Raw genomic sequence first — 23,121 nt, 5'->3', positions numbered from 1 at the left:
CTTATCTTTAGGAGAATAAGGATTCTCTCCTTTCTCCTATCTCTGAAAAAAGAAGAAGGATTTTAACCTTCCTTTTTTATTTTGAATAAAACCCCTATTTACCCTTGACAAGTTAAATGTGTTTGCTATAATAGTAGCACCCAAAAAAAGGAGGTGAGTTCTACCATGAGCGACGTGGGATCTTTCCTGCAGTTCCTGCAAGGGTGGGGTATTATGATTGCAGCAACAGTCATAGTAGTTGTCACTGTTGGAGGAGCTGTGTGGATTGTCAAGTACTGGAAGTCTTGACAGTCTAATCTAAGAGTTCGACAAAGAGAAAGGAAAGCCCGTCTTTGTTGGTATGCACTCGGGAGATATCTATCTTCTAAGTGCATCCTCCTCACATTTACCATTGAAGGAGTTTTAGCACATTAAATAAAAAAAGACTATCACCTTTTCATAGAGAGGAAAAATCAATTCCTCTCTTTTTAAGTCTCTTGACAAGTCTTTTTGGTAAGATTATCCTGAAGACAGAAATAGTTCTTTTACGTATTTCAATCTAAAGAAAGGAAGGTAAAACCTCCTTTTGCAGATAGGGAGTTTTTTTTGGGAAAAAGGGAGAGGTGGCCTACCCTCATAGCTGAGATGGAGGAGGGAGACGTTGTCGTTTCCTCGGCGCACACCGCTTTGGCTGCAAAGAGAAAGGAGAAAAAGAAAGAAAGCCTTGCTTCGATGGCCTAAGTTTGTCCCCACCCCTGCAAAAAAGAGAGGAATATTTTACCTTCCCTTTTTATTTTCTAAGAAATTTTTTTATTAATTTTTCTGCCTTTCGATAATTTCTTACCCAATGAATTCTTTTGCTTGCCCCGCACCGAACTTGTTCTGGTGCGGGGTGTTTTTTGAACCAGGTCATCTGGCGCTTGGCAAATTGGATTGTGTGGCACGAGATTAGTTTTTTCACTTCTTCTTTTTCATTTTTTGTGAGAGAAAAAAAAGTTCTTCTTTTTTTATCCTCCGAAGCTTTAGCGAAGGAGAACCATTCCTGATAGCCAATTGCCTGAAGGGATGGAAGGCCCCGACCATATTTTTTAACTAAATTTTTTACTTCTTTTTCAAGACCCAGCTTGAACATCTTTTCTACTCTTTTTTCAACCCTCTTTTTTAATTCAGTTTTTGGCAGTTTTATCCCAATTTTTAAAATATCAAAAAAAGGTTTTCCTTTCTTTCTCTGTTTCCAAAAAGATTTTCCTGTAACTTCGCAAACCTCAATCGCCCGAATTAGCCTTCTTTTATTTTCTTTATCAATAATTTCTGCTCCCTCAGGATCTAGTTTTTTATAAGTTTTAAATAATTCTTTTTTGGTTTTTTTCTCCAATTTTTTTCTCAATTTTGCTTGGGGAGGAATTTCTGGAAATTCAATATTATCAACAATTGCCTGAATATAAAGACCTGTACCTCCCACTAAAAGTGGTAATTTCTTTCTTTTTTGAATATTTTTGATGGCTTTTATTGCCATCTTTTTATAAATTGCCACATTGAATTCCTGGTCTGGCCAGACTATATCAATTAAATGATGAGGAATTTTTTTAATTTCTTTTCTTGATGGCTTTGCCGTGCCAATATCCATTTCTTTATAAATCTGCCTTGAGTCAGCCGAGATAATTTCACCATTAAGTTTCTTAGCAAGGCGGATAGATAGCTTTGTTTTCCCTGAGGCAGTTGGACCTAAAATGACAATTAGTTTGGGTAAATTTTGAGTTGACATATTATTTTTTTATGATATTATAAAAAGAGGGGAAATAATTGAGCCAAAAAAAGAGTAGAGGAGAGTCTATCGGGGTATGTGAAATGAAGCGACTAGCGGCCATTTATAATTTCCTTCGACGGAGACACAAAAGAGGGATAAAAAGGAGGTTAAGTTTCAAAGAGCTTTAGTTTCAACGCTAAGGCTTCTTTTTTTATTTCAATACTCCCCTTTAGCCCCCATGGCAAAGCATCAATAATCTTTATTTTTACAAATTGGCCAACCAGATTAGTTTGTAGTTTGTAGTTTGTAGTTTGTAGCTTTACTGTTTTGTAAGTTTTTGTTTTTCCAAAACAAATATTGTCTTTTGAGCTATTTATTAGAACCTCAATCTCTTTTTCAATGTATTTTTTATTTTTTTCTAAAGCAGTTTTTTTCAAAATTTCAGTCAAAATTTTATGCCTTCTTTCTTTTTCCTGATAGGAGACGTCATCTTCTAATAAAAAAGCTTTTGCTTGCGGTCTTTTGGAATATTTGGCAATATAAGCCATATTATATTTTATTTTTTTAAAAAGTTTCACCGTATTTTCAAACTGTTCCCTTGTCTCTCCGGGGAAACCAACAATGACATCGGTGGATAAAGAAATTTCAGGGATTTTCTCTCTGATTTTTTTAACTAAATTTTTGTAATGCTCAATTGTATAGGGCCGGTTCATCCGTTTTAAAACTTCATTATCGCCTGATTGGACAGGCAAATTTAAATACTCAGTTACTTTTTCGCATTTTGCCATCGCGTCAATTAATTCATCAGAAAAATCTTTAGGATGAGAAGAGGTAAATCTTATCCAAAAATCACCTTTGATTTCGTTTATCGTTTTTAAAAGTTTGGGGAAGTTAATTTTTCCGTCTTTGTAACTATTGACATTCTGGCCCAAGAGCCAAATCTCTTTATAATTCTGACTAATTAAATTTTTTACCTCAAACAGAATTTCTTCAGCCGACCGGGAAATTTCTTGCCCTCTTAGATAGGGAACAACACAAAATGTGCAAAAATTATTACAGCCTGTCATTATTGGCACATAAGCTGAAAAAAGGGTTTGATATTTCGGTTTAATTTTTAAGTAATCGTTATTCTGTTCCTTGTATCTGTATATGTTTGAACAGGGGACATTTAGTTTTTGCGACCATTTTGATAAATCTTTAATATCTAAAATTAAGTCAAATAATTTAGCAAACTTTCTTTTGTCTTCTTTTAATACACAACCAGTTAAGATGGTTTTGAGATTTTTATTTCCACTTTTTAATTTTTTGAATTTAGAATAAAGTCCATAAACTCTATCAACCGCTGATTGTCTAACCGAACACATATTGACCACAATTAAATCAGCACCATTAGCATTCGAAGCCTTTTCATATCCGATATCTTCTAAAATTGTAGCAATTCGTTCACTGTCTGAACGATTCATCTGGCACCCAAAAGTGATAATGTAGTATTTTTCCATGCTTTAATTTTGCTTTATGCCTCGTTCAAATTATAAAACAAGACAATTCTCACTTCGTTTAAATTATAACAAGATAATTCTCACCTCGTTCAAATTATAAAACAAAACCTTGGCTTTCTCAAGCTAAGGTTTTCAATTTCATAAATTCAACAGATTATGGCTTCAGCAATTCTATTGGTGCTGGCGATACTAGTACCGGCACTATTTGACATATAGACAGTTAGTTATTTTTTCTGATTTATTTCTTTTTCAACTTTTTCTAAAAATTTACTTAATTTCATTACCCCTATATCTCCTTTTTCTCGCTTTCTTACCCTTACTGACTTTGTTTTCATTTCTTTGTCACCAACTACTAACATATAGGGAATTTTTTGGACCTCACCGTCTCTGATTTTTTTTGAGACAGTTTTCGCCGTATCTTTTAATTCGACTCTTAAATTTTCTTTTTTTAATTTTTCAGCAACTTCTTTAGCATATTTTTTATGCCGAGAACCAACTGGAATTATCCAGACTTGTTCGGGAGAAAGCCATAAGGGTAGGGCTCCGGCGTAATTTTCAAGCAAAACTCCGATAAACCTCTCCATGCTGCCTAAAAGCACTCTGTGAATCATAAAAGGTTCTCGTTTCCTTCCTTTTTTATCAATATAAGTGATCTTAAATCTTTCTGGTAAATTAAAATCTACTTGAATAGTGGTACATTGCCAGGGCCGACCAAGGGAATCCTTGATTTTAATATCAATTTTCGGTCCATAAAATACACCACCGCCTGGGTCAATCTGGTATTTTAATTTAAGGTTTTTGAGAACATATTTTAAAATGTTTGTTGCTTTTTTCCATCCCTTTTCTGTTCCGGCATATTTTTCTGGCCGAGTTGAGAGATAAATATCATAATCCTTAAAACCGAAAGCTTTAAGTGTTTTAAGGCCATATTTTATGAGTTTGGTAATTTCCTGAGCTACCTGGTCGGGTTCACAGATAATATGAGCATCATCCTGAGTAAAGCCTCTTACCCTCATTAACCCATGTAAAACTCCAGACTTCTCATACCGATAAACCGTTCCGCATTCAGCATATTTAATTGGTAGATCTTTGTAGCTCCGAATTTTGGATTTATAAATTTTCACATGGAAAAGGCAGTTCATCGGTTTTAGCATATATTCCTCCTTATCGATTTTGATAGGGGAGTACATATTTTCCCGATAAAAGTCCCAGTGGCCCGAAGTTTTCCAAATATCTAATTTTCCAATATGGAAACTGACTACCCATTGATATCCTTGAGAAGTTAATTCTTCATATAAATAATCTTCAATAATTTTTCTCAAAATTGCACCTTTTGGATGCCAAAGAGGAAGTCCAGCCCCTACTTCTTCATCAAAAGAAAATAACTCTAATTTCTGGCCTAGAATTCGATGATCTCTTTTCTCAGCTTCAGCTTCTTTTTGAAGATGATTTTTTAATCCCTTTTTAGTTTTAAAGGCTACTCCGTAAATTCGAGTTAGCATCGGATTTCTTTCATTTCCTCGCCAATAGGCGCCGGCAATTTTTGTTAATTTAAAACCCTCTGTTGGAATTTCTTTTGTCGATTTAACATGAGGTCCCTGGCAGAGATCAATAAACTTGCCCGTTTCATAAACTGTCACTTCCTTTTCTGATATTTCATTTATAAGTTCTAATTTATAAGGTTGATCTTTGAATATCTTTTTTGCCTTTTCTTTTTTAACCCTTTTCTTTTTAAAAATAATATTTTTTTTGATAATTTCTTCCATTTTCGCTTCAATTTTCGGTAAATCTCCAGGAGTTAAGGGGTTTTCTAAGTCAAAATCATAATAAAAGCCATTTTCAATTGCTGGGCCAATACCAAATTTGGTTCCAGGAAATAATTCCTGAATAGCTGCAGCTAAAATATGAGATAGAGAGTGACGAATAATTTCTAGTTTCATATTTTTGATTAATTTATTTTAACATAATCGACCCTTAATAAAAAACCTCTTTTTTTGGAAAAGAGGCTCATTGGAGAATTTTTAAATTCCCAAATTAGCCTCAAAAAGAGGTTGTGGTAGTGGTATAAAAAATTTGGAATAATTTCAGCATCCTAAACTTAGCTTAATAGAACTAAAATTCCTTGTCAAGACTTAACTTTCCACAATCTCTTCAATCTCTTCACAGATTATTTTTGGCGCTCCATCTCGGTTGTCAACCCTTCCTGAGATTAAAACAATCTTATTTTCCTGAAATGGAGCTGGATTTTTTTTAATTACCGAAGGAAAAGCGATAACCTCAATCTTATCAGTTAAATCTTCAAGAGTTAAAAAGAGCATTGGTTGACCTTTTTTAGTGATAATTTTCTTAAGAGAGGAAATAATCCCTCCAATTTTTATAATCTTTCCTAAAATTCTTTCATTAATATTGGTAATTGGTAAAACCCGTTTCTCGAAAATATTTTTAAAGCTTTCTAAAGGATGAGATGTTACATAAAGACCTAAAAGTTCTTTTTCCCAGGCAAGCTTTTCTGCCCTTTTTGCTGGCGGGGCTGGTTTTAGTTTTATTTGACTACTAAAACCAAGGATGTTAGAAAAAAGATTTCTTTGGCCAAAAATTTGACTCTTTTTTATTTCTCGATTGTATTCTAAAAGAGTCTCAAGGTTGAAAAGCAAACAATTTCTTTCTCCAAATTTATCAAAGACCCCGGCCCTAATTAAGCTTTCCATTGATTTTTTATTAAGATCTTTTGTATTAACTCTTTCTAAAAAATTAGAAATCGAATTAAATGATTCTCTTCTTTTCCTTTCTTTGACAATTTCTTCAACAAAATTCCAACCAACATTTTTAATAGCCGATAAACCAAATCTTATTTGATTTTCACCACCGATAGTAAAGTTTTCGTCGCTTTCATTAATCTCCGGAGGTAAAACCTTAATTCCCATTTTTTTACATTCGTCAATTAAAAAACCAATTCTTTCAACATCTCTTTGTTCTGAGTTTAAAAGGGCGGCCATAAATTCACAGGGGAAATTAGCCTTCAAATAGGCGGTTTGATAGGCAATTTGGGCATAGCAACAACTGTGGGCTCGATTAAAACCATATCTGGCAAAGGGTAAAATCCAATCCCAGATTTTCAAGGCTACTCCTCTTCTTATCTTATTTTTTATCATTCCCTCAATAAATTTTTCTTTTTGACTAATTAATAAACTCCTTATTTTCTTACCGATTGCTTTTCTTAAGACATCGGCTTCAGCCAGAGAAAAACCAGCTAATTTCTGGGCAATTTGCATGAGCTGTTCTTGGTAGACTGGTAGCCCATAGGTTTTTTCTAAAATTGGTTTTAATTTTGGATGCAAATATTCGACCTTTTTTTTCTTATACTTCCTGTTAATATATTCAGGGATAAATTTCATTGGTCCTGGTCTAAAAAGAGCAATCATGGCAGTAATATCTTCAAAAATGGTGGGCTTTAATTGTTTCAAGTATCTTTTCATTCCCTCCCCCTCCAGTTGAAATACCCCAGTTGTTTTTCCTTCCTGTAAAAGTTGGTAGGCCTTTTTATCATCTAGGGGGAGATTTTCTATATTAATTTCAAGGCCTCCTCTTTCTTTAATAAGATTAATTGTATTTTCAATAATAGTTAGATTTTTTAGCCCTAAAAGGTCTATTTTCAAAAGACCTAAATCTTCAATGGAGTGCATTTCATACTGGGTAACAATTGATTCATCGTCTTGGGTGGGATGTTGTAAGGGCACTAAATTTTCCAAAGGCTCGGCTGATATTACCACTCCGCAGGCATGAGTTGAGGCATGACGGGCCACCCCCTCCAGTTTTTTAGCAAAATCAATTAATTTTTTCGCTTGCAAATCTTGTTTATAAATTTGGTAGAATTCTTCAACCATTTTCAGGGTTTGATCCAAAGTAAAGCCCATTGGAATCATTTTGGCAATCCGGTCACAGTAACTATAAGAATAATTCAAAGCTCTTCCAACATCTCTGACTGCTGCTCGGGCAGCCATTGTTCCAAAGGTAATGATTTGGGCGACTTTATTTCTCCCATATCTTTTGGCAACATAGTTGATTACCTCATCTCTTCTTTGGTCGGTAAAATCGAGATCAATATCAGGAAGAGAAATCCTTTCACCGGTTAGAAACCTTTCAAACAATAAATTATATTTTATGGGGTCAACATTGGTTATATTTAATAAATAGGATACCAGGGAACCCCCGGCCGAACCTCTTCCTGGACCAACAATAATTCCGTTTTCTTTTGCCCAGTTGACAAAATCTTGGACAATCAAAAAATAAGAAGCAAAACCAGTTTTTTCAATAATTGACAATTCATAATTTAATCTATCTAAAACTTTTTTCTTAGGGCTTTGACCATATCTTTTTTTCAAGCCCTGAAAACAGAGTTTTTCTAAATATTTATCCTGACTCTCCAGTGTTAGGGCTTTAAACTGAGGAAGTTGGATTTTCCCCAGTTCAAATTGGAAATTGCAGAGATCGGCAATTTTTTGAGTGTTTAATATTGCTTCGGGTGAATCTTTGAAATCTCTTTTCATTTTCTGAGGACTTCTCATTGAAAAATCATCAGCCTTTAAAGTCAACCTCTCTGGATTATTTGGATCGGCTCCAGTATTAACAAGCATTAAAATGTCCTGAGCCTCGGCATCTTCTGGCTTTAAATAGTGAATATCATTAGTGGCAACCAAGGGAATATTTAATTTTTTTGAGATAGAAATTAAAGCTTTATTTACAATTTTTTGATCTAATATATTAGGATGATGTTGAATTTCCAAATAAAAATTATCTTTACCAAAAATCTCTTGATATTTTAAAGAAATTTTTTCGACTTCGTCAATTTTTTTTGCCAAAATTAATTTTGGGATTTTCCCCTGCAAACATCCTGAAAGACAAATCAAGCCCGAGCTATATTTTGAAAGCAAATCCTCGTCAATTCTTGGTTTATAATAAAACCCATCTAAATGGGCTCGGGTTAAGAGTTTGACCAAGTTTTTATAACCCTCTTCATTTTTAATAAGCAAGACCAGGTGATATTTTTTGTCGTCAATGTTCGGTCTTTTTTGGGTCATTTTTTCATAGGCCAAATAGACCTCAGAGCCTAAAATTGGTTTTATTCCCAACTCTTTTGCCTTTTTGTAAAATTCTACTGCTCCATAAAGAGCACCGTGATCAGTGAGAGCTAAGGCCTCCATCCCAAGTTCTTTGGCATAATCTAAAAGCTCATCAATCTTTGGTAGACCGTCGAGCAAAGAATAGTGAGAGTGGGTATGTAAATGAGTGAATTTCATATTTTGAAAATAAAAAACGATTAACCCATTATATCTATTATTGCAAGATTCTTCAATTAGAAAATTATTTCTCCTTTAGCTTCCTCAAAATTAATTTTCCCCCAAATATCTGCTTTTTTTAGAACTATAAAATCTTGAACTTTGATATTTTTTAAACTTAAAGATCCTTTAATAATTGCTCCCTTAAGATCGAGTCCACCTTCAACTACTCCTCCTTCAAGGTCCACTGAACCGTCTATTTTTGCCTCTCTTAAATAAATATCTCCCTTGATAGTTAACTCACCAGCATTTTTTGAATTTTTAACTTCTACCTGTCTGAGGTTGACATCCCCCTTAATAAGGGCTCTGTTAAGAGAGATAAATCCAACTACTCTCAATTTTTGAAAATTTAGAGAGTTTTCAATCTCTACTCCTATTAAATTTAAACAGCCAGAAATACTTGCCTCTTCTAAAGTTAAATTTCCTAAAATCTTGGTTTTCCCCAGATAAAAAATGTTGGAAACTTCTGCTCCTCTTAAATTTAAATCTCCTTTAAGGGTACTTTCGCCTAAATAAAATTCTCCTCTAATTTTCGCCCCTTCAAGATTTAGGCCAGTCTTTATAATCCGGCCTGAAAGAGAAATCGAAGGCAATATTTTTCCTCTAAAATTTGCCTCCCTTCCTTCGACTTCAGCCACTCTCAACTCTTTTTCAATTTCTTTAAAACTTAATTGAAGCTGCTCTTTTTCCATAAAATAAGTCCTTTAAATAAATATAATCAATTGAAATGTTTTTTACAAGTGGACAAAAAAGAGCCGGAAATTAAATCCCAGCCCATTTAACTGTTTTAGAGAAGCAACCCCTTTGTTTTCGTTTAATATCCTCTTTTTATTTTTTTACAACTTCTTTATTACAGTCCAGCCCTTCACTTGTTTAAAACATTCCTTGCAAAATTTACGCGTTCTTTTAATATCGACGCTTAATTGTGTCTCGGCTATAAGATCGGCTTCGTTTGGACAATAATCACACTTTAATTTCTTATCCTTCAAGTTTCTGCCTCCCACTTAAGATACTATTATATTATCTCAAATTTATTCTAAGTTGTCAATAATTTTTGACTTTTCGATTTATAAGTTATGATAAATAAATATTATGTTTCCCAATTTTCGTGAAGAAAAAAAATTATGGAAGAAAGGACACAAGAGAATCGCTGGTTTGGATGAGGCTGGTCGGGGACCTTTGGCTGGACCAGTGGTGGCGGCAGCAGTGATGATAAAAAAGCCCAAATTCAGAGACAAAAAGTTTTTTGAAGATATAAAAGATTCAAAGAAATTGTCAGAAAAAAAACGAGAAGAGTTTTATGAGGTTCTAACAAATCGTTCCCAGATAGAGTGGGGGATAGCCAGGGTTTCAGAAAGAGTAGTTGATAGAATTAACATTTTGGGAGCAACTAAATTGGCAATGGAAAGAGCGGTTAGAAAATTAAAAAGGAAACCTAACTTTTTAATTTTAGATGGAAATTTTAAAATTAATTTAAATATTCCCCAAAAATCAATTAAAAGAGCCGATGAGAAAGTTTTTTCTTGCGCCATGGCTTCTATTATTGCTAAGGTCTATCGAGATAGAATAATGAGAAGATTTCACAAAAAATATCCCAAATATGGTTTTAATAGACACAAAGGTTATCCAACAAAATTACATCGAAAAATGCTAAAAAAACATAGTCCTTGCAAAATTCATCGAAAATCATTCAAGCCAGTACAAAAACTGTTAAATTGCTAAATTATTAAATTTACAAACTTGATTTTTTTAAGAAATGATGTAATGATGTAATATTATAACCGTGTAATACCACTATGGCTGTTCCGAAACAGAGACACACAAAATCAAGAAGAAATAAACGGAGACTTCATATTTTTTCCAGAACTCCGGTTTTAACTCGTTGTCCCAAATGTGGAAAACCGGTTTTCCCTCACACTATCTGTCAAAATTGTGGATATTATAAAGGCAGAGAGATCATCGATGTGATATCTAAACTTGAAAAAAAGGAAAGAAAGAAAAGGAAAAAAGAAATAAAGGCAAAAGAAAGGGAAGAAAAAGCAAAAAAGACCACAACCCACCCACCACCCTCCCCCAAGCGGGCCCCTAAATCATTAAGTTGGAAAGAAATGTCCCGTAAATAACTATGGCTTCAAGACACCTTTCACGCTCTATTGTTATGCAATCCCTTTATGAGTGGGATTTTTCTGGTAAAAAACCTGAGGCTTTAAAAAAGATTGTGGAAAAAAATATTAAGGAATTTGGACCAGGGCTCGAGGACGAAAGTTTTATCTGGCAATTAGTTAATGGAGTAGTCACCGGTCTTTCTCAACTTGATAAAATTATTGAAAAGGCAGCTCCCGAGTGGCCGATAGAGCAAATAACCATTATTGATAGAAATATTTTAAGAATCGGGCTTTATGAATTATTATATAGTAAAAAGACTGAGGTTCCTCCAAAAGTAGCAATAAATGAAGCAATTGAATTAGCGAAAAGTTTTGGTGGCGAGTCTTCACGGAAGTTCGTTAACGGTGTTTTGGGAACAGTTTATAGAGAGATAGAAAAATAACATGAAGGATTTTTCACCCTTTGAAAAAAAACTAAATCTGGAATTTAAAAATAAAGATCTTTTAATTCAAGCTTTTTGCCATAGGTCTTATTTAAATGAAAATCCAAATTTTAGACTTCCCCACAATGAAAGATTAGAATTTTTAGGAGATGCCGTTTTGGAACTAGTTGTTACTGAATATCTTTATCAAAATTATCCTAAAAAATCAGAAGGGGAGTTAACTAATTGGCGGGCAGCTCTAGTCAATTCAAAGATGTTATCAATTGTTGCCAAAGATTTAGGTTTTAATGATTCTCTATTGCTTTCACGAGGGGAGGCAAAAGAGATGGGAAAGGCCCGTCAATATATTTTAGCCAACACCTTTGAGGCTTTAATAGGAGCAATGTATCTCGACCAAGGATATAAGGTTTGTCATAATTTTATTAAAAAAAATTTAATCAAAGAATTACCCCATATTATTGAAGCCGGTCTTTTTAAAGATGCTAAATCGCGTTTTCAAGAAGAAGCTCAGGAAAGAGTAGGAATAACTCCTACTTATAAAGTTCTGGAGGAATGGGGCCCAGACCATGTTAAGCGTTTTATTGTCGGAGTTTTTTTGAGGGAAGAATTAATAGCCAAAGATGAAGGCTCCTCAAAGCAAGAAGCCGAAGAAGAGGCAGCCAAAAAAGCTTTGGAAATAAAAGATTGGTAGACGTTCGGGAAGATAATTTTTAGGATACACTCGTTCATTCCAGCAATGAACTCGTTCAGGTCCTCGGCAAATTAGTCGCCTTAAAGGCGACACCAAGCTAATTTGCCTGCGGACTCCAACCCACCCACCACCCTCCCGCGTCAGGCGCGGGCCCCTGTCCATAAAAATTGCTTCCCTCGCTTAGGAGGGAGAAAAAAAACATGCTTGTTATAAGATTTTTCCGTGTCGGTAAAAAGAATCAACCTTCTTTTAAGATCGTTGTTACAGATAAAAGAAGGCCACCAAGAGGTGGCCGTTTTGTAGAAGAGGTTGGTTTTTATAATCCTCTAACTAAAGAAAAGGTATTAAGAAGAGAACGAATTGAGTACTGGTTGTCAGTTGGGGCTAAACCATCAGATACGGTTTATAATTTACTAATTAAAGAAAAGATTTTAACAGGTGAGAAAATTCCCTCACACAAAAAAAGAAAAGAGAAGAAAAAACCAGCAGAAGTTAAGCCGGTCGAGGTTAAAACAGAAGAGAAGCTGCCTGAAAAGGCAGAAAAAGAAGTTTCTAAAGAAATTAAGCCTCCAAAAGAAGAAAAACCAAAAGAAAAAGTTAAAGAGGAAAAAACTAAAGCATCAAAAGTAGAAAAACCCAAGGAAAATGATACCTCAAGTTCTTGACAAGAATTTTAAAGAGAGTATAATAAATAAATAGTAGCTTTTTCAGACTCGCCCGCCTAAATTTTCGCCTAAATTTTGCTTCGCAAAATTTTGGTGGGTAAACCGATTCTCCTGAAAAGAAAGAGAGTCAGGTGAGAAGCAAAGGTCGGGCTACTAGTATTGATTAATTATCAGTAATTACTTAATTTCTGAAAGAAATATGGCTGAGAAAAAACTAGCTGATCAAGAATTCCTTGAGCATGTGATTAAAGCCCTAGTCGATCACCCAGAAGATGTTAAAATCGACCGCAAGGTTGATGAGATGGGAGTTTTACTTTCTTTGAAAGTAAACCCTGAAGACATGGGTCAGATTATTGGAAGAGCAGGGGCAACTGCCAGAGCCATCAGATCTTTGGTTCGGATAGTCGGTCTTAAGAATCATGCTAGAGTGAACTTAAAGATCGAGGAACCAGAAGGTGCTCGTCCTGCTCGAGGAAAAAGAGCTCCAGCTGGAGGAGAAGAGCTTGAAGAATTAAAACTGTAAACTTAAATTGTAACCTCCACTTTTGTGAATAGCTAAAGGGGAGTAGAGTTTACAGATACTCGAAGACCGTGCTATCATATTTGATAGGACGGTTTTCATTTATAACATGACTTTCGATATTATTACAATTTTTCCAGAGATCTTTGATTCTTATCTAAAGGGATCAATAATTTCCCGGGCCCTTAAAGCGGGCTTGATTAAAATTCGCCTGCACAATTTAAGAGATTGGGCTCAGGGTCGGCATAAAACTGTTGACGATCGACCTTATGGAGGTGGAAGAGGAATGGTAATGAAAGTAGAGCCGATCTTCAAAGCAGTTGCCGCTTTAAAAAAAGGAAAAAAGCGAAGAACAAAAGTAATTCTTTTTACACCTCGGGGGAAAAAAATTAATCAGAAAATGGCTTACCAATTTTCTAAATTGGGTCATTTAATCTTAATCTGTGGACGATATGAGGGGGTGGATGAAAGAGTGGCAAAATATGTTGCCTCAGACAAAATATCAATAGGGGATTATGTTCTAATGGGTGGAGAGCTTCCAGCCATGGTATTAATAGAGACGGTAGCCAGGTTAATTCCAGGAGTTTTAGGTAAATCTCAGTTGCTGAAAGAAAGAATTACCGCTGATCGAGGATTTATTGAATATCCTCAATATACCAGGCCAGAAGTTTTTTTACCCCGCCTTCGCCGAGGCTACGGCAGGCAGGCAAAAAAAGGTAAAAAATGGAGAACTCCTAAAGTTTTACTCTCTGGAAATCATAAAAAGATTGAAGAATGGCGAAAAAAACACTCAAAAATTATTGCCGGCCTTCGCTAAGAAAGCTACGGCTGGTCCACCGTAGCCTTGGGCGAAGGTGGAAAAAATAATCAGAATATGCTAAAATAAGATACGTCTTAGGGTAGGTGGCGGAGCAGCTAACGCACCAGTCTGTAAAACTGGCGGTCACTGACCTTCGGGGGTGCAAGTCCCTCCCTACCCACTTTATTATCAAGATGACCTGCCGGAGTAGTTCAGTGGCTAGAACGTTTTCTTGGTAAGAAAAAGGTCATGGGTTCAATTCCCATCTCCGGCTCACTTTTGTTATATTGTTATAACTATGCCCAAAAGTCGCGGCACGCCTCGCTTCGCTCGACTAACGCCGCTCCTTAAAACCCTTCGGTTTTAATCTTTCCGCCACGGGAAAACACCCAGTTTTCCCGACCCCTTTCTGTTTTTTTTGTTATAACTATGCCAAAAAAACCTTTTGTAAAACTTAAATGTCAAGATTGTAAGAGAATAAATTATTTTATTCATAAATCTAAAAAATTAGCTGAGAAAAAATTAGAACTTAAAAAATTTTGTAAGTGGTGCAGGAAGCACACTTTACATAAAGAAACCAAAAAATAGGGTCCGTAGTTAAATGGTATAATTTCGCTCTCCAAAAGCGAAGTTCTCTGTTCGAGTCAGGGCGGACCCGCAGATCAATGATTAAAATTAATCGAAAAATTCTTTTGGGAATCCCCTTAGCTATAATATCTTTAGAGATTTATCTTGGAATAATTTTGGGATATTTTTTTGGAAAATTTTTTGCTGGACAATATGATGGGCACCAGAGAATAAAGTCTATTATTCTTAATATTGGTAATTATAGATTACACCTTCATCATTGGTTATTATCTTTAGGAATTTTAATTTTTAATTTCTTATATAATCTTTTTTTTCCTTTCCCTCAATTCTTTTTGAGTTTTTTGGGAGGCTTGATGATTCAAGGCATTTTTTGTTACCCCGATTGGTACAAAATTTTGCGTAGAAGAAAATAATATAAAGAGATTAGGTCAATTTCTATCATCAAAAATGCGTGTTTTTGAACACGCATTTTAAAAATTGACTCAAAAACTTATCTCACTTTAATGAGTATCTATGATTTTTCTGTTCCCTTTTAAATTATTTTTTAAAATCTTTTGGTACCGGGATGCCTAATTTCGATAAATTTCTGAAAACTGAAGCCAAGAGAACAATAACGATTAAGACAAAGGTTATCGGAACAATAAAGGCCAAAGAAGGTAAGATTCCACCCATTATTTCGACAATGGCAAAACCAAAAACATAGGCTAGGACAGGCCCCTTCATAAAGTTACCCAGTTTACTAAAAACAAAATCTTTTCTAAAAAGAGCAGCAATAATTCCTAACAAAACATCAATTGCTATTAAAGTTACAATCACCTGCATTTGCCAGGTACCAAAAAGAGTAGTTATTATGGTCATTTTTATCTCTTTTTTGTTTTTCCCTTTCGACCAAAAGGGACAAATATTTTTTAATTATATAATACCTTTTAGGATTCTCCTATATTGAGCTGTGGAAAACTCTCTACCTGCTTAATCTATGCTTTATTTTTAAATAAATCTTGCTTTTTTATAAAAATGAAATAAAATTAAAAGAAGAGCTTTTAAATTAATAAATAAAAATATGAACAAAAAAATAATTTCAATAATAATCATTATCCTTGTAATAATTTTCGGAGTCTATCAGGGTTTCATTAAAAAAGAGAAACCCTTTTTTACCTTAACTGAAGTATATCGAGGAATAGTTTCCCAAGAGGTTTCAGAGACAGGAACAGTTAAGAAGGGGGAGGAGATAAATCTTAGTTTCAAGGCAGCTGGCAGAATTGAAAAAATATATGTCAAAGTAGGGGATAAAATCGAGTCAAATACTGCCTTAGCTAAGCTCGACACTAGCCAGCTTTCTATCCAACTTCAAGAAGCCCGGGCTGCTCTTTTGGTAGCTCAGGCCCAATTAGATAAATTATTAGCCGGTGCTAGCGCTGAAGAAATTAAAATTGCTGAAACCGAAGTTAAAAACAGTCAAATTGCCTTAGATACTACTAAAGAAAACTTAGACCAAGCTTTTGAAGATGCGATAATCTCTTTAGACGATTCTTATTTGAAACTTTATAATGCCTCAAATATTGTAGAATCAATTCGGCAAACTTATTTTAACACTACTGACCAAGAGAGCCTTGAAGTAAAAGAAAATGAAGTCAGGATAGAAAATGCAGTGTCTCGGGCAAAATCTTACCTCGATATTGCTAAAGATAATCCAGAAGATGAAAATATTGATGTGGCATTTTCTGAAATGAAAAAGGCCCTCGATACGACATCTAAGGCCCTGGCAATTATTCGAGAGACCTGCGAGGCACCAGTTTATCGTAATACGGTCTCATCCACTGATAAGACTTCTTTGGATACTCAAAGAACCAATATTAATACTGCTCTGACTAATATTACTAATTCTCAGCAAACCATTTCTTCGATGAAATTAAATATGGAAGCAGCTGAAGGGCAACTTCAGAAGGCTGAAGATCAATTAGCCCTGGTGATGGCTAAACCTCAAAAAGAAGACATTGATTTATATGAAGCCCAGATAAAACAGACTCAGGCTCAGATAAATCTTATTGAAAACCAGATTGAAGAAGCTACAATAATCAGCCCCACTGAGGGACAAATTACAAAGACGAATAAAGAGATAGGAGAGATGGTTCAACCTTCCGAGACGGTTATCTCTTTTATTTCGGCCAGCCCCTTTCAAATAAAAGCAGATATTTATGAAGAAGATGTTGTTAAAATAAATGTTGATAATTCGGTAGATATTATTCTTACTGCTTTTCCCGATGAGATTCTAAAAGGAAAAGTGGTTTTAATAGATCCTGCTGAAAAACTAATTGAAGGAGTAGTTTATTATGAAGTGACTATTGATTTTGAAGAGACTAGGAAAGGAATTAAACCAGGAATGACTGCTGATATTGTTATTAGAACTGCTTCAAAAGAAAATGTCTTAATTATTCCTGAGGTAGCAATTCAGACAAAGGACGACAAAACAATAGTCGAGGTTTTTAAAAATGGCCAAATAGAAGAACGAGAAATAAAAATTGGTCTTTTGGGTAGTGACGATATGGTGGAGGTAATTTCCGGTTTAAAAGAAGGAGAGGAAGTAGCGATAAAATAATGTAACTTGGACCCCTTTTCAAAAAAGGTGTCCAACCTCCAAAAATTAAAAGTTACTTTCGGCTCGGGACCTTATAACCCGTAGCCGAAAGCATATATTCGAGACCCTTTTTCAAAAAGGTTCTCGAGCTCTCCAAAATTTTCTATGACTGAAAATTCTTTGATTAAATTGGAGAATGTTTGGAAGGTTTATCAATTAGGAAAAGTAGAACTTACGGTTTTAAAAGGAATAAACCTGGAGATTACTCCAGGTAGTTTTGTAGTGATTTTAGGTCCCAGTGGTTCGGGCAAATCAACCCTTTTACATATTATTGGACTTTTGGATGTACCGACTAAAGGAAAAGTTTTTTTAGAAGGAAAAGATACCTCCCAGTTTTCAGAAGATGCACTATCTCAGATTAGAGGTAAAAAAATTGGTTTCGTTTTTCAACAGTTTAATTTATTACCCAATCTTAGCTCCCTTGAAAATGTAATGACGCCAATGATTTTTCAAGGTATCCCTGAAAGTAAAAGACGAGAAAAAGCTGAACTTTTGCTTTCTTCTGTCGGTTTGAGAGAAAGGATTTTTCATCGACCCTCTGAACTTTCAGGGGGTGAAAGACAAAGAGTAGCCATTGCTAGGGCTTTATCTAACAACCCCGAAGTCATTGTGGCCGATGAACCAACCGGAAATTTGGATTCTTCAACAGGGGAGCAAATTATGGAAATTCTAATTGATCTCCATAAAAAAGAGAAAAAAACCATTATAGTTGTTACCCACGATCCTCATATCGCGAATTACAGTGAACAGATAATAAATATTAAAGACGGTCAATTAACTTCTAATAATTTAATGGGCGAAAAGGTTCTTTGGGAAAGTAAAAAATAAATATGTTAAAAGAATATTTTAAAATAGCAATCAAGAATCTTAGAACTCGACCCTTAAGAAGCTGGCTGACGATTTTGGGCATTGTTATTGGTGTTTTTTTGATAATGTCTTTACTTTCCTTAAGTGAAGGATTAAAAGCAACTGTTCTTAAGCAATTAAGAGCAATAGGTAAAGATATTGTTATGATTATACCCGGCAACTTATCTGATATAATGACTACATTTCTTGGAGGCGCTGAACTGACAGAAGATGACTTAAATGCGATAAGAAAGACCAAGGGAGTGGAAATAGTTATTCCTAATGTTTATAAAGCAGAAGTTATGAAATCCCAAGGCGATAGCAAGACTGTTCTCTTGTTTGGGGTTGATTTAAAAAATGCCTTAGAGATCTATGAAGAGGATTTAGGTTTTGATATGGCTGAAGGCCGTTGGCCAGAAGCTGGAAAAAGAGAGATTCTGGTTGGTAGTTTGGTGCCGGAAGAAATTTTCCCCGGGTTAAAAATCGGTACTCAAGCCACTATAAAGGGAAAGCAGTTTGAAGTTGTTGGGATATTAAAATCTTTAGGAAGCAGACAAGATGATTCTATGATTGGCTTGGATTTGGATATTTTTCGTGGAATTACAGGTAAAAAGGATGGCGCGCCCCAGGCCGTTGCTAAAATTGCGTCCGGATTTTCTCCCGAAGAGGTGGCAGAGGACATAAAGGAGAATCTTTTGGAAACAAGAAGAAGACAAAGAGGAGAAGAAGAGAGTTCTTTTTCTGTTTTAACCAATGAGGCAATGACTGGAATGGTTAGTAACATTATGGGGGTAATTCAACTTGCAGTCTTTGCCTTTGCCAGTATTGCAATGATTGTAGGAGGAATAGGTATAATGAACACAATGTATACTTCTGTTCATGAACGAACTCGAGAGGTAGGAATTTTAAAAGCAGTTGGAGCGAAAAGTTCTACTATAACATCAGTCTTTTTAATTGAATCAGGTGTTATTGGTCTGGTGGGAGGGGTAGGAGGAATGATCTTTGGATTGGGATTAGCTAAATTAATTGAATTTGTTGGCCAGATTCATCCAGTTTTCTATATCTCAGCTTCTATCTCACCCGGCCTCATTATTTTTGGCTTAACATTTTCTTTTTTGATTGGATGCCTCTCCGGATTTCTCCCAGCTAGAAGCGCAGCAAAGCTTAAACCGGTCGATGCTTTAAGATACGAGTAAGAAATAAATCAAATATCAAAAATCAAATATCAAATATGGCTTTAATTGATTCTTTAATTCAAGATAGTTGGCTAAAGACTCCGAGTATTATTGAGGCTTTTTCAAAGATTAAAAGAATAGATTTTCTACCAGAAGATATTAAAAATTTGGCTGAGTTAAATACAGCCCTATCAATAGGTTATGGCCAAACCATTTCCCAACCCTTAGTAGTTGCTTTTATGATTGAACAACTTCAGCCCCAACTAGGAGATAAAATTTTAGACATTGGTTCAGGTTCTGGCTGGACAACAGCACTTTTGGCAGAAATCGTTAGTGAGAAAGGAAAAGTAATTGCTATTGAAATAGTCCCAGAACTAAAAGAGTTTGGCGAGCAGAATGTAGCTAAGTATAATTTTATTGAAAAGGGGACTGTTGAATTTATTTGTGCTGATGGTTCAAAAGGTTCTTCAAAAGAAGCTCCTTTTGATAAGATATTAGCCTCAGCCTCAGCAAAAGAAATTCCTCAGGCTTGGAAAGAACAATTAAAAATTGGAGGTAAAATAGTTACTCCTATTGGTACTTCAATTTGGCTGTTTATAAAGAAATCAGAGAAAGAGTTTGAGGAAATTGAATATCCGGGCTTTGTTTTTGTACCCTTAATTACTGAAGAAAAATGAAGATAAAAATTTTTTTAATAATTTTTCTCATTTTTTTAGCTGGAGTTTTTTTTGTTTGGCAGGGGATTTATCTTCCAAAAACACCGGAAGTTAGAGAAGAAAAAGTATTTGTTATTAAAAAAGGGGAGGGGACAAGGGAAATTGCTTTTAATTTAGAAAAACAGGGGATAATCAAATGTGATTTCTTATTTCGGCTTTATACTCTTTTTAAAAATGTTTCTGGAGAACTTCAGGCCGGAGAATATTTTCTATCTCCAGGGATGAATACCCCAGAAATTACAAAAAAAATTGTTTCAGGCAAAGTGATAAAAGAAAAAATTACCATTATTGAAGGTTGGAATAAAAGAGAAATCGCTAATTATTTAGAAGAGGGAGAAATAGTTCAATCTCAAGATTTTCTAGGAAAAATAAAATTCAGTCAGTGGGAAGACCAATACGAATTCCTTAGAGATAGAAAAGACCGTGATTTCTACGATCGTAGAAATCACGGTCCAATAGAAGATTGGGATATTGAGGGTTATCTTTTTCCAGATACATATTTTGTAGAAAAAGGAATTTCGGCAGAAAACATTATTTCAAAAATGCTTGACAATTTTGATAAAAAGTTAACGACAGATTTAAAGGAAGAGATAAAAAAGCAAAAAAAATCAATTTTTGAAATAATCACAATGGCGTCTTTAATCGAAAAAGAGGTTAAGAGTTTTGAAGATAAAAAATTGGTTTCAGGGATTTTATGGAAAAGATTAAAAAACAATTTCCCTTTACAAGTTGATGCTACTATAACTTACATCACCGGAAAGAAAACAATAAAAATTTCAAAAGAAGATACTCAAATTGATTCTCCTTACAATACTTATAAATATCTTGGACTACCAATTGGCCCAATTTGCAATCCAGGCATTGACAGTACAATAACTTCGATATATCCTGAAGAAAGTGATTTTTGGTACTATTTATCTACCCCTGAAGGCGAAACAATTTTTAGTAAAACTTTAGAGGAACACAATATAGCTAAAGCAAAGTATTTAAAATAGCGGAGAACAGTTCTCCGCTAAGATCATTATGCCAGAAACCTTAGAAAATAAAAAAATAGCAATGATTATTGCTTTTCGGGACTTCAGAGATGTTGAATATCTTGTCCCAAAAGAGATTTTAGAGAAAGCCGGAGCAAAAATAACTACTGTCAGTACTAATTCAGGGACAGCTATTGGTGCCGATGGGGGAGACGTTGAAGTAGACCTTCTACTTAAGGAATTAAATCCGGCTGATTTTGATGCAATAGTTTTTATTGGAGGTCCAGGGTGCCTGCAATATTTAGATAATGAAAGTTCCTATAAAGTTGCCAAAAAGACAGTGGAACAAAATAAAGTTTTGGGATCAATTTGTATCTCGCCCTTGATCCTAGCTAAAGCTGGAGTACTATCTGGGAAGCGAGCAACTGTTTGGTCAAGCTCAATGGACAGAGGGCCAGTGAGAATCTTAGAAGAGGGAGGGGCAATATACCAAGCAGATCTGGTAGTAGTTGATGGAAAATTGATTACTGGAAATGGCCCAGTAGCTGCTAAAGAATTTGGGGAGAAAATAATTGAGGCCTTGATGCTTCAATAAACTCGGCATTAATCTTGAACTTGTCGAGGGGTTGACAAGAAGATAAAAAAGATTATACTTTAACATATATCCACAGACAGCAGGCAGAAACTTACATAAGTCCTGCCGAGGATAATTTTAAGTAAATTTTAGTACTGTTGTCTGTGGTAAAACCACAGATTTTTTATGCCGCTTACACGTCAAAAAAAACAAAAAATTCTTGAAGATTTGAAGGAAAAAATTGGAAAGCAAAAAGCAATTGTTTTTGTTGGATTTTCAGGTTTAAAAGTGAGAAACCTTTTCGATTTAAGAGAAAGATTAAAAAAGGCAGATTCTGGGCTTATTGTGGCTAGGAAAACTTTATTAAGATTGGCCTTCAAAAACTACGACCTAGATATTTCCCAAGGAATAGAGAAATTCAGAGAGCAACTGGCAGTAGTTTTTGGATTTAAAGACGAAATTTTACCAGCAAAAATAGCCTATCAGTTTTCCCTGGAAAACAAAAATTTAAAAATTTTGGGGGGATATTTTGAAGGAAAATTTAGAGAAGCCGAGGAAACGATTAGTTTAGCTAAACTTCCCTCTAGAGAGGAACTTTTGGCGAAATTATTGAATAGTATTGCCAGCCCAATTTCAAGTTTTATTAATGTTCTAGAGGGGAATTTAAGAAATCTGGTTTTTGTTTTAAGTGCAATTAAAAAATAAGAACCTGGCAAAGCCAGAACCTTGTTTTCTCGCTTCGCTCGAAAATAAAAAATATGGTCGAAAAAAAAGAAAAAGCAGAACCTGTTAAGGTTCCGAAAAAATTCGAAAAATTGGTTGAAGAGATTGAATGCCTATCAGTTTTAGATTTGGCTGAACTGGTGAAGATTTTAGAGGAAAAGTTTGGCGTTTCAGCTACTGTTCCAGTTGCCCCCGCTCAAGCGCCAGTCGCTGTCCCGGGTGCAGCTCCTGTAACTGAAGAAAAAACTGTTTTTAATATTGAATTGAAAGAAATGGGTGATAAAAAGATTGAAGTAATTAAGGCGGTGAGAGATATCACTGGAAAGGGCTTGAAAGAAGCAAAAGATTTAGTCGATGCTTTATCTTCTGGGCCCCAGACAATAAGAGAGAATGTTAAAAAAGAAGAGGCAGAAGAGATAAAAAAGAAATTAGAGACGGCTGGAGCCAAAGTTGAGCTGAAATAATCAATTTTTAATCTCTCATTTTTAAATTTATCATTATGAACGGGATTTTTGTTTTAAAGTCTCTCTATTTTTTCCTTCCTGCTTATTTTGCCAACATGACTCCAACCTTTGCTAGGAAGGCTGGAATTCTAAAGTTCTTAGCTGAGCCCGTTGATTTTGGAAAAAAATTTCGAGGATTTCCAATTCTCGGTAGTCACAAAACTTGGCGGGGGATAATTCTCGGGACTCTAATAGGAATATTAACTGCTTACTTTCAGAGTTTTCTAGTAAGATTCCCCTTTATTGAAAAAGTAAGCCTTTTTAATTATCAGGAAATTAACGTTTTTTTTCTTGGTTTTTTACTTTCTTTCGGTGCACTCTTAGGGGACTTAATTTCCAGTTTTTTTAAACGACGTCAAAATATTGAACCAGGAAAACCCTGGATTCCCTTTGATCAGATAAGTTTTGTTATTGGAGCTTTTTTATGCGTTAGTCCATTTTTTGAAATTCCAATCTTGGTTTGGTTAACTATTCTTTTTTTAAGCTTCTTTTTACATATAATTGTTAATCGGATTGGTTTTTGGCTCAAGATTAATGCTAGTAAAATTTAAGAATTGTCATTTTTTCAAAAAAAGATATAATTTAGTAAACCCAGTATGACAA

Annotated in this window: 24 protein-coding genes, 3 tRNA genes and 1 other annotated feature; of the genes, 21 read left to right on the top strand and 6 right to left on the bottom strand. The window is 34.8% G+C overall.

Annotated features, from left to right (window positions below):
* Nucleotides 1-769: 769 nt before the first annotated feature.
* The 5 genes from miaA to KJA15_02630 form a co-directional block, all read right to left on the bottom strand.
* Nucleotides 770-1,744, bottom strand: a complete 975-nt coding sequence (gene miaA, locus KJA15_02650; GenBank protein MBZ9572201.1) for a tRNA (adenosine(37)-N6)-dimethylallyltransferase MiaA — start codon at nucleotides 1,742-1,744, stop codon at nucleotides 770-772.
* A 149-nt stretch (nucleotides 1,745-1,893) separates the two neighbouring features.
* Entirely contained in the window at nucleotides 1,894-3,225 is a 1,332-nt protein-coding gene (miaB, locus tag KJA15_02645) for a tRNA (N6-isopentenyl adenosine(37)-C2)-methylthiotransferase MiaB (protein ID MBZ9572200.1), read from the bottom strand.
* Between the two features lie 224 nt (nucleotides 3,226-3,449).
* A complete protein-coding gene (thrS, locus tag KJA15_02640) occupies nucleotides 3,450-5,165 on the bottom strand; it encodes a threonine--tRNA ligase (protein MBZ9572199.1) in 1,716 nt (571 codons plus the stop codon).
* A 192-nt stretch (nucleotides 5,166-5,357) separates the two neighbouring features.
* Nucleotides 5,358-8,522: a DNA polymerase III subunit alpha gene (locus KJA15_02635; GenBank protein MBZ9572198.1), complete on the bottom strand. Its 3,165-nt coding sequence runs from the start codon at nucleotides 8,520-8,522 to the stop codon at nucleotides 5,358-5,360.
* Between the two features lie 56 nt (nucleotides 8,523-8,578).
* On the bottom strand, nucleotides 8,579-9,253 hold the full coding sequence (locus KJA15_02630) for a hypothetical protein (protein MBZ9572197.1): 675 nt from the start codon (nucleotides 9,251-9,253) through the stop codon (nucleotides 8,579-8,581).
* Nucleotides 9,254-9,653: 400 nt separating this feature from the next.
* Between KJA15_02630 and KJA15_02625 the strand changes: the two genes are divergently transcribed.
* The 12 genes from KJA15_02625 (at nucleotide 9,654) to KJA15_02570 (ending at nucleotide 14,785) form a co-directional block, all read left to right on the top strand.
* Nucleotides 9,654-10,283 carry a ribonuclease HII gene (locus KJA15_02625; GenBank protein MBZ9572196.1) on the top strand — a complete coding sequence of 210 codons (630 nt, stop codon included), beginning with the start codon at nucleotides 9,654-9,656 and terminating at the stop codon, nucleotides 10,281-10,283.
* A gap of 74 nt (nucleotides 10,284-10,357) precedes the next feature.
* Nucleotides 10,358-10,684, top strand: a complete 327-nt coding sequence (gene rpmF, locus KJA15_02620) for a 50S ribosomal protein L32 (GenBank protein ID MBZ9572195.1) — start codon at nucleotides 10,358-10,360, stop codon at nucleotides 10,682-10,684.
* A gap of 2 nt (nucleotides 10,685-10,686) precedes the next feature.
* Nucleotides 10,687-11,109 (top strand): transcription antitermination factor NusB, encoded by a 423-nt coding sequence (gene nusB / locus KJA15_02615; GenBank protein ID MBZ9572194.1) that lies wholly within the window; start codon nucleotides 10,687-10,689, stop codon nucleotides 11,107-11,109.
* Nucleotide 11,110: 1 nt separating this feature from the next.
* Nucleotides 11,111-11,800: a ribonuclease III gene (gene rnc / locus KJA15_02610; GenBank protein ID MBZ9572193.1), complete on the top strand. Its 690-nt coding sequence runs from the start codon at nucleotides 11,111-11,113 to the stop codon at nucleotides 11,798-11,800.
* A gap of 200 nt (nucleotides 11,801-12,000) precedes the next feature.
* The gene (gene rpsP, locus KJA15_02605) at nucleotides 12,001-12,465 is read left to right on the top strand and encodes a 30S ribosomal protein S16 (GenBank protein MBZ9572192.1); all 465 of its coding nucleotides are present in this window, start codon (nucleotides 12,001-12,003) and stop codon (nucleotides 12,463-12,465) included.
* Nucleotides 12,466-12,664: 199 nt separating this feature from the next.
* A complete protein-coding gene (locus tag KJA15_02600) occupies nucleotides 12,665-12,988 on the top strand; it encodes a KH domain-containing protein (protein ID MBZ9572191.1) in 324 nt (107 codons plus the stop codon).
* A gap of 106 nt (nucleotides 12,989-13,094) precedes the next feature.
* Nucleotides 13,095-13,802, top strand: a complete 708-nt coding sequence (gene trmD / locus KJA15_02595) for a tRNA (guanosine(37)-N1)-methyltransferase TrmD (GenBank protein MBZ9572190.1) — start codon at nucleotides 13,095-13,097, stop codon at nucleotides 13,800-13,802.
* 80 nt (nucleotides 13,803-13,882) lie between these two features.
* Nucleotides 13,883-13,965, top strand: a tRNA-Tyr gene (locus tag KJA15_02590).
* A 20-nt stretch (nucleotides 13,966-13,985) separates the two neighbouring features.
* A tRNA-Thr gene (locus KJA15_02585) sits at nucleotides 13,986-14,058 on the top strand.
* A 155-nt stretch (nucleotides 14,059-14,213) separates the two neighbouring features.
* The gene (gene rpmG, locus KJA15_02580) at nucleotides 14,214-14,372 is read left to right on the top strand and encodes a 50S ribosomal protein L33 (protein ID MBZ9572189.1); all 159 of its coding nucleotides are present in this window, start codon (nucleotides 14,214-14,216) and stop codon (nucleotides 14,370-14,372) included.
* Nucleotides 14,372-14,442: transfer RNA gene (locus KJA15_02575), tRNA-Trp, on the top strand. Before rpmG ends, KJA15_02575 begins: the two co-directional genes overlap by 1 nt.
* Before the next feature lie 7 nt (nucleotides 14,443-14,449).
* Nucleotides 14,450-14,785 (top strand): hypothetical protein, encoded by a 336-nt coding sequence (locus KJA15_02570; GenBank protein MBZ9572188.1) that lies wholly within the window; start codon nucleotides 14,450-14,452, stop codon nucleotides 14,783-14,785.
* Between the two features lie 124 nt (nucleotides 14,786-14,909).
* On the opposite strand, the gene KJA15_02565 is transcribed toward KJA15_02570, so the two are convergent.
* Nucleotides 14,910-15,230, bottom strand: a complete 321-nt coding sequence (locus KJA15_02565; protein ID MBZ9572187.1) for a phage holin family protein — start codon at nucleotides 15,228-15,230, stop codon at nucleotides 14,910-14,912.
* A gap of 202 nt (nucleotides 15,231-15,432) precedes the next feature.
* Between KJA15_02565 and KJA15_02560 the strand changes: the two genes are divergently transcribed.
* The 9 genes from KJA15_02560 to KJA15_02520 all read left to right on the top strand — a co-directional run bounded on the left by KJA15_02560 (nucleotide 15,433) and on the right by KJA15_02520 (nucleotide 23,069).
* Nucleotides 15,433-16,968, top strand: a complete 1,536-nt coding sequence (locus tag KJA15_02560; GenBank protein ID MBZ9572186.1) for an efflux RND transporter periplasmic adaptor subunit — start codon at nucleotides 15,433-15,435, stop codon at nucleotides 16,966-16,968.
* 159 nt (nucleotides 16,969-17,127) lie between these two features.
* Nucleotides 17,128-17,835 (top strand): ABC transporter ATP-binding protein, encoded by a 708-nt coding sequence (locus KJA15_02555; protein MBZ9572185.1) that lies wholly within the window; start codon nucleotides 17,128-17,130, stop codon nucleotides 17,833-17,835.
* Nucleotides 17,832-19,049 carry an ABC transporter permease gene (locus KJA15_02550; protein MBZ9572184.1) on the top strand — a complete coding sequence of 406 codons (1,218 nt, stop codon included), beginning with the start codon at nucleotides 17,832-17,834 and terminating at the stop codon, nucleotides 19,047-19,049. Before KJA15_02555 ends, KJA15_02550 begins: the two co-directional genes overlap by 4 nt.
* Before the next feature lie 35 nt (nucleotides 19,050-19,084).
* Complete coding sequence (pcm, locus tag KJA15_02545; GenBank protein ID MBZ9572183.1) at nucleotides 19,085-19,705, top strand: protein-L-isoaspartate O-methyltransferase; 621 nt, start codon at nucleotides 19,085-19,087, stop codon at nucleotides 19,703-19,705.
* On the top strand, nucleotides 19,702-20,739 hold the full coding sequence (gene mltG, locus KJA15_02540; GenBank protein ID MBZ9572182.1) for an endolytic transglycosylase MltG: 1,038 nt from the start codon (nucleotides 19,702-19,704) through the stop codon (nucleotides 20,737-20,739). Before pcm ends, mltG begins: the two co-directional genes overlap by 4 nt.
* A gap of 28 nt (nucleotides 20,740-20,767) precedes the next feature.
* Nucleotides 20,768-21,313, top strand: coding sequence for a DJ-1/PfpI family protein (locus tag KJA15_02535; GenBank protein ID MBZ9572181.1), 546 nt, complete (start codon nucleotides 20,768-20,770; stop codon nucleotides 21,311-21,313).
* A gap of 52 nt (nucleotides 21,314-21,365) precedes the next feature.
* Nucleotides 21,366-21,488, top strand: a sequence feature (ribosomal protein L10 leader region).
* Nucleotides 21,479-21,997: a 50S ribosomal protein L10 gene (rplJ, locus tag KJA15_02530; GenBank protein ID MBZ9572180.1), complete on the top strand. Its 519-nt coding sequence runs from the start codon at nucleotides 21,479-21,481 to the stop codon at nucleotides 21,995-21,997. It overlaps the preceding feature by 10 nt.
* 53 nt (nucleotides 21,998-22,050) lie before the next feature.
* Nucleotides 22,051-22,479: a 50S ribosomal protein L7/L12 gene (rplL, locus tag KJA15_02525; protein ID MBZ9572179.1), complete on the top strand. Its 429-nt coding sequence runs from the start codon at nucleotides 22,051-22,053 to the stop codon at nucleotides 22,477-22,479.
* Nucleotides 22,480-22,514: 35 nt separating this feature from the next.
* Nucleotides 22,515-23,069 carry a CDP-archaeol synthase gene (locus KJA15_02520; GenBank protein ID MBZ9572178.1) on the top strand — a complete coding sequence of 185 codons (555 nt, stop codon included), beginning with the start codon at nucleotides 22,515-22,517 and terminating at the stop codon, nucleotides 23,067-23,069.
* Nucleotides 23,070-23,121: the final 52 nt, after the last annotated feature.

This window comes from Patescibacteria group bacterium (genome assembly GCA_020148145.1).
Classification (GTDB): domain Bacteria; phylum Patescibacteriota; class Minisyncoccia; order Minisyncoccales; family JAHCRE01; genus JAHCRE01.
Note: the sequence above shows the minus strand (reverse complement) of the source record. Positions and strands in the feature narration are given on the sequence as shown.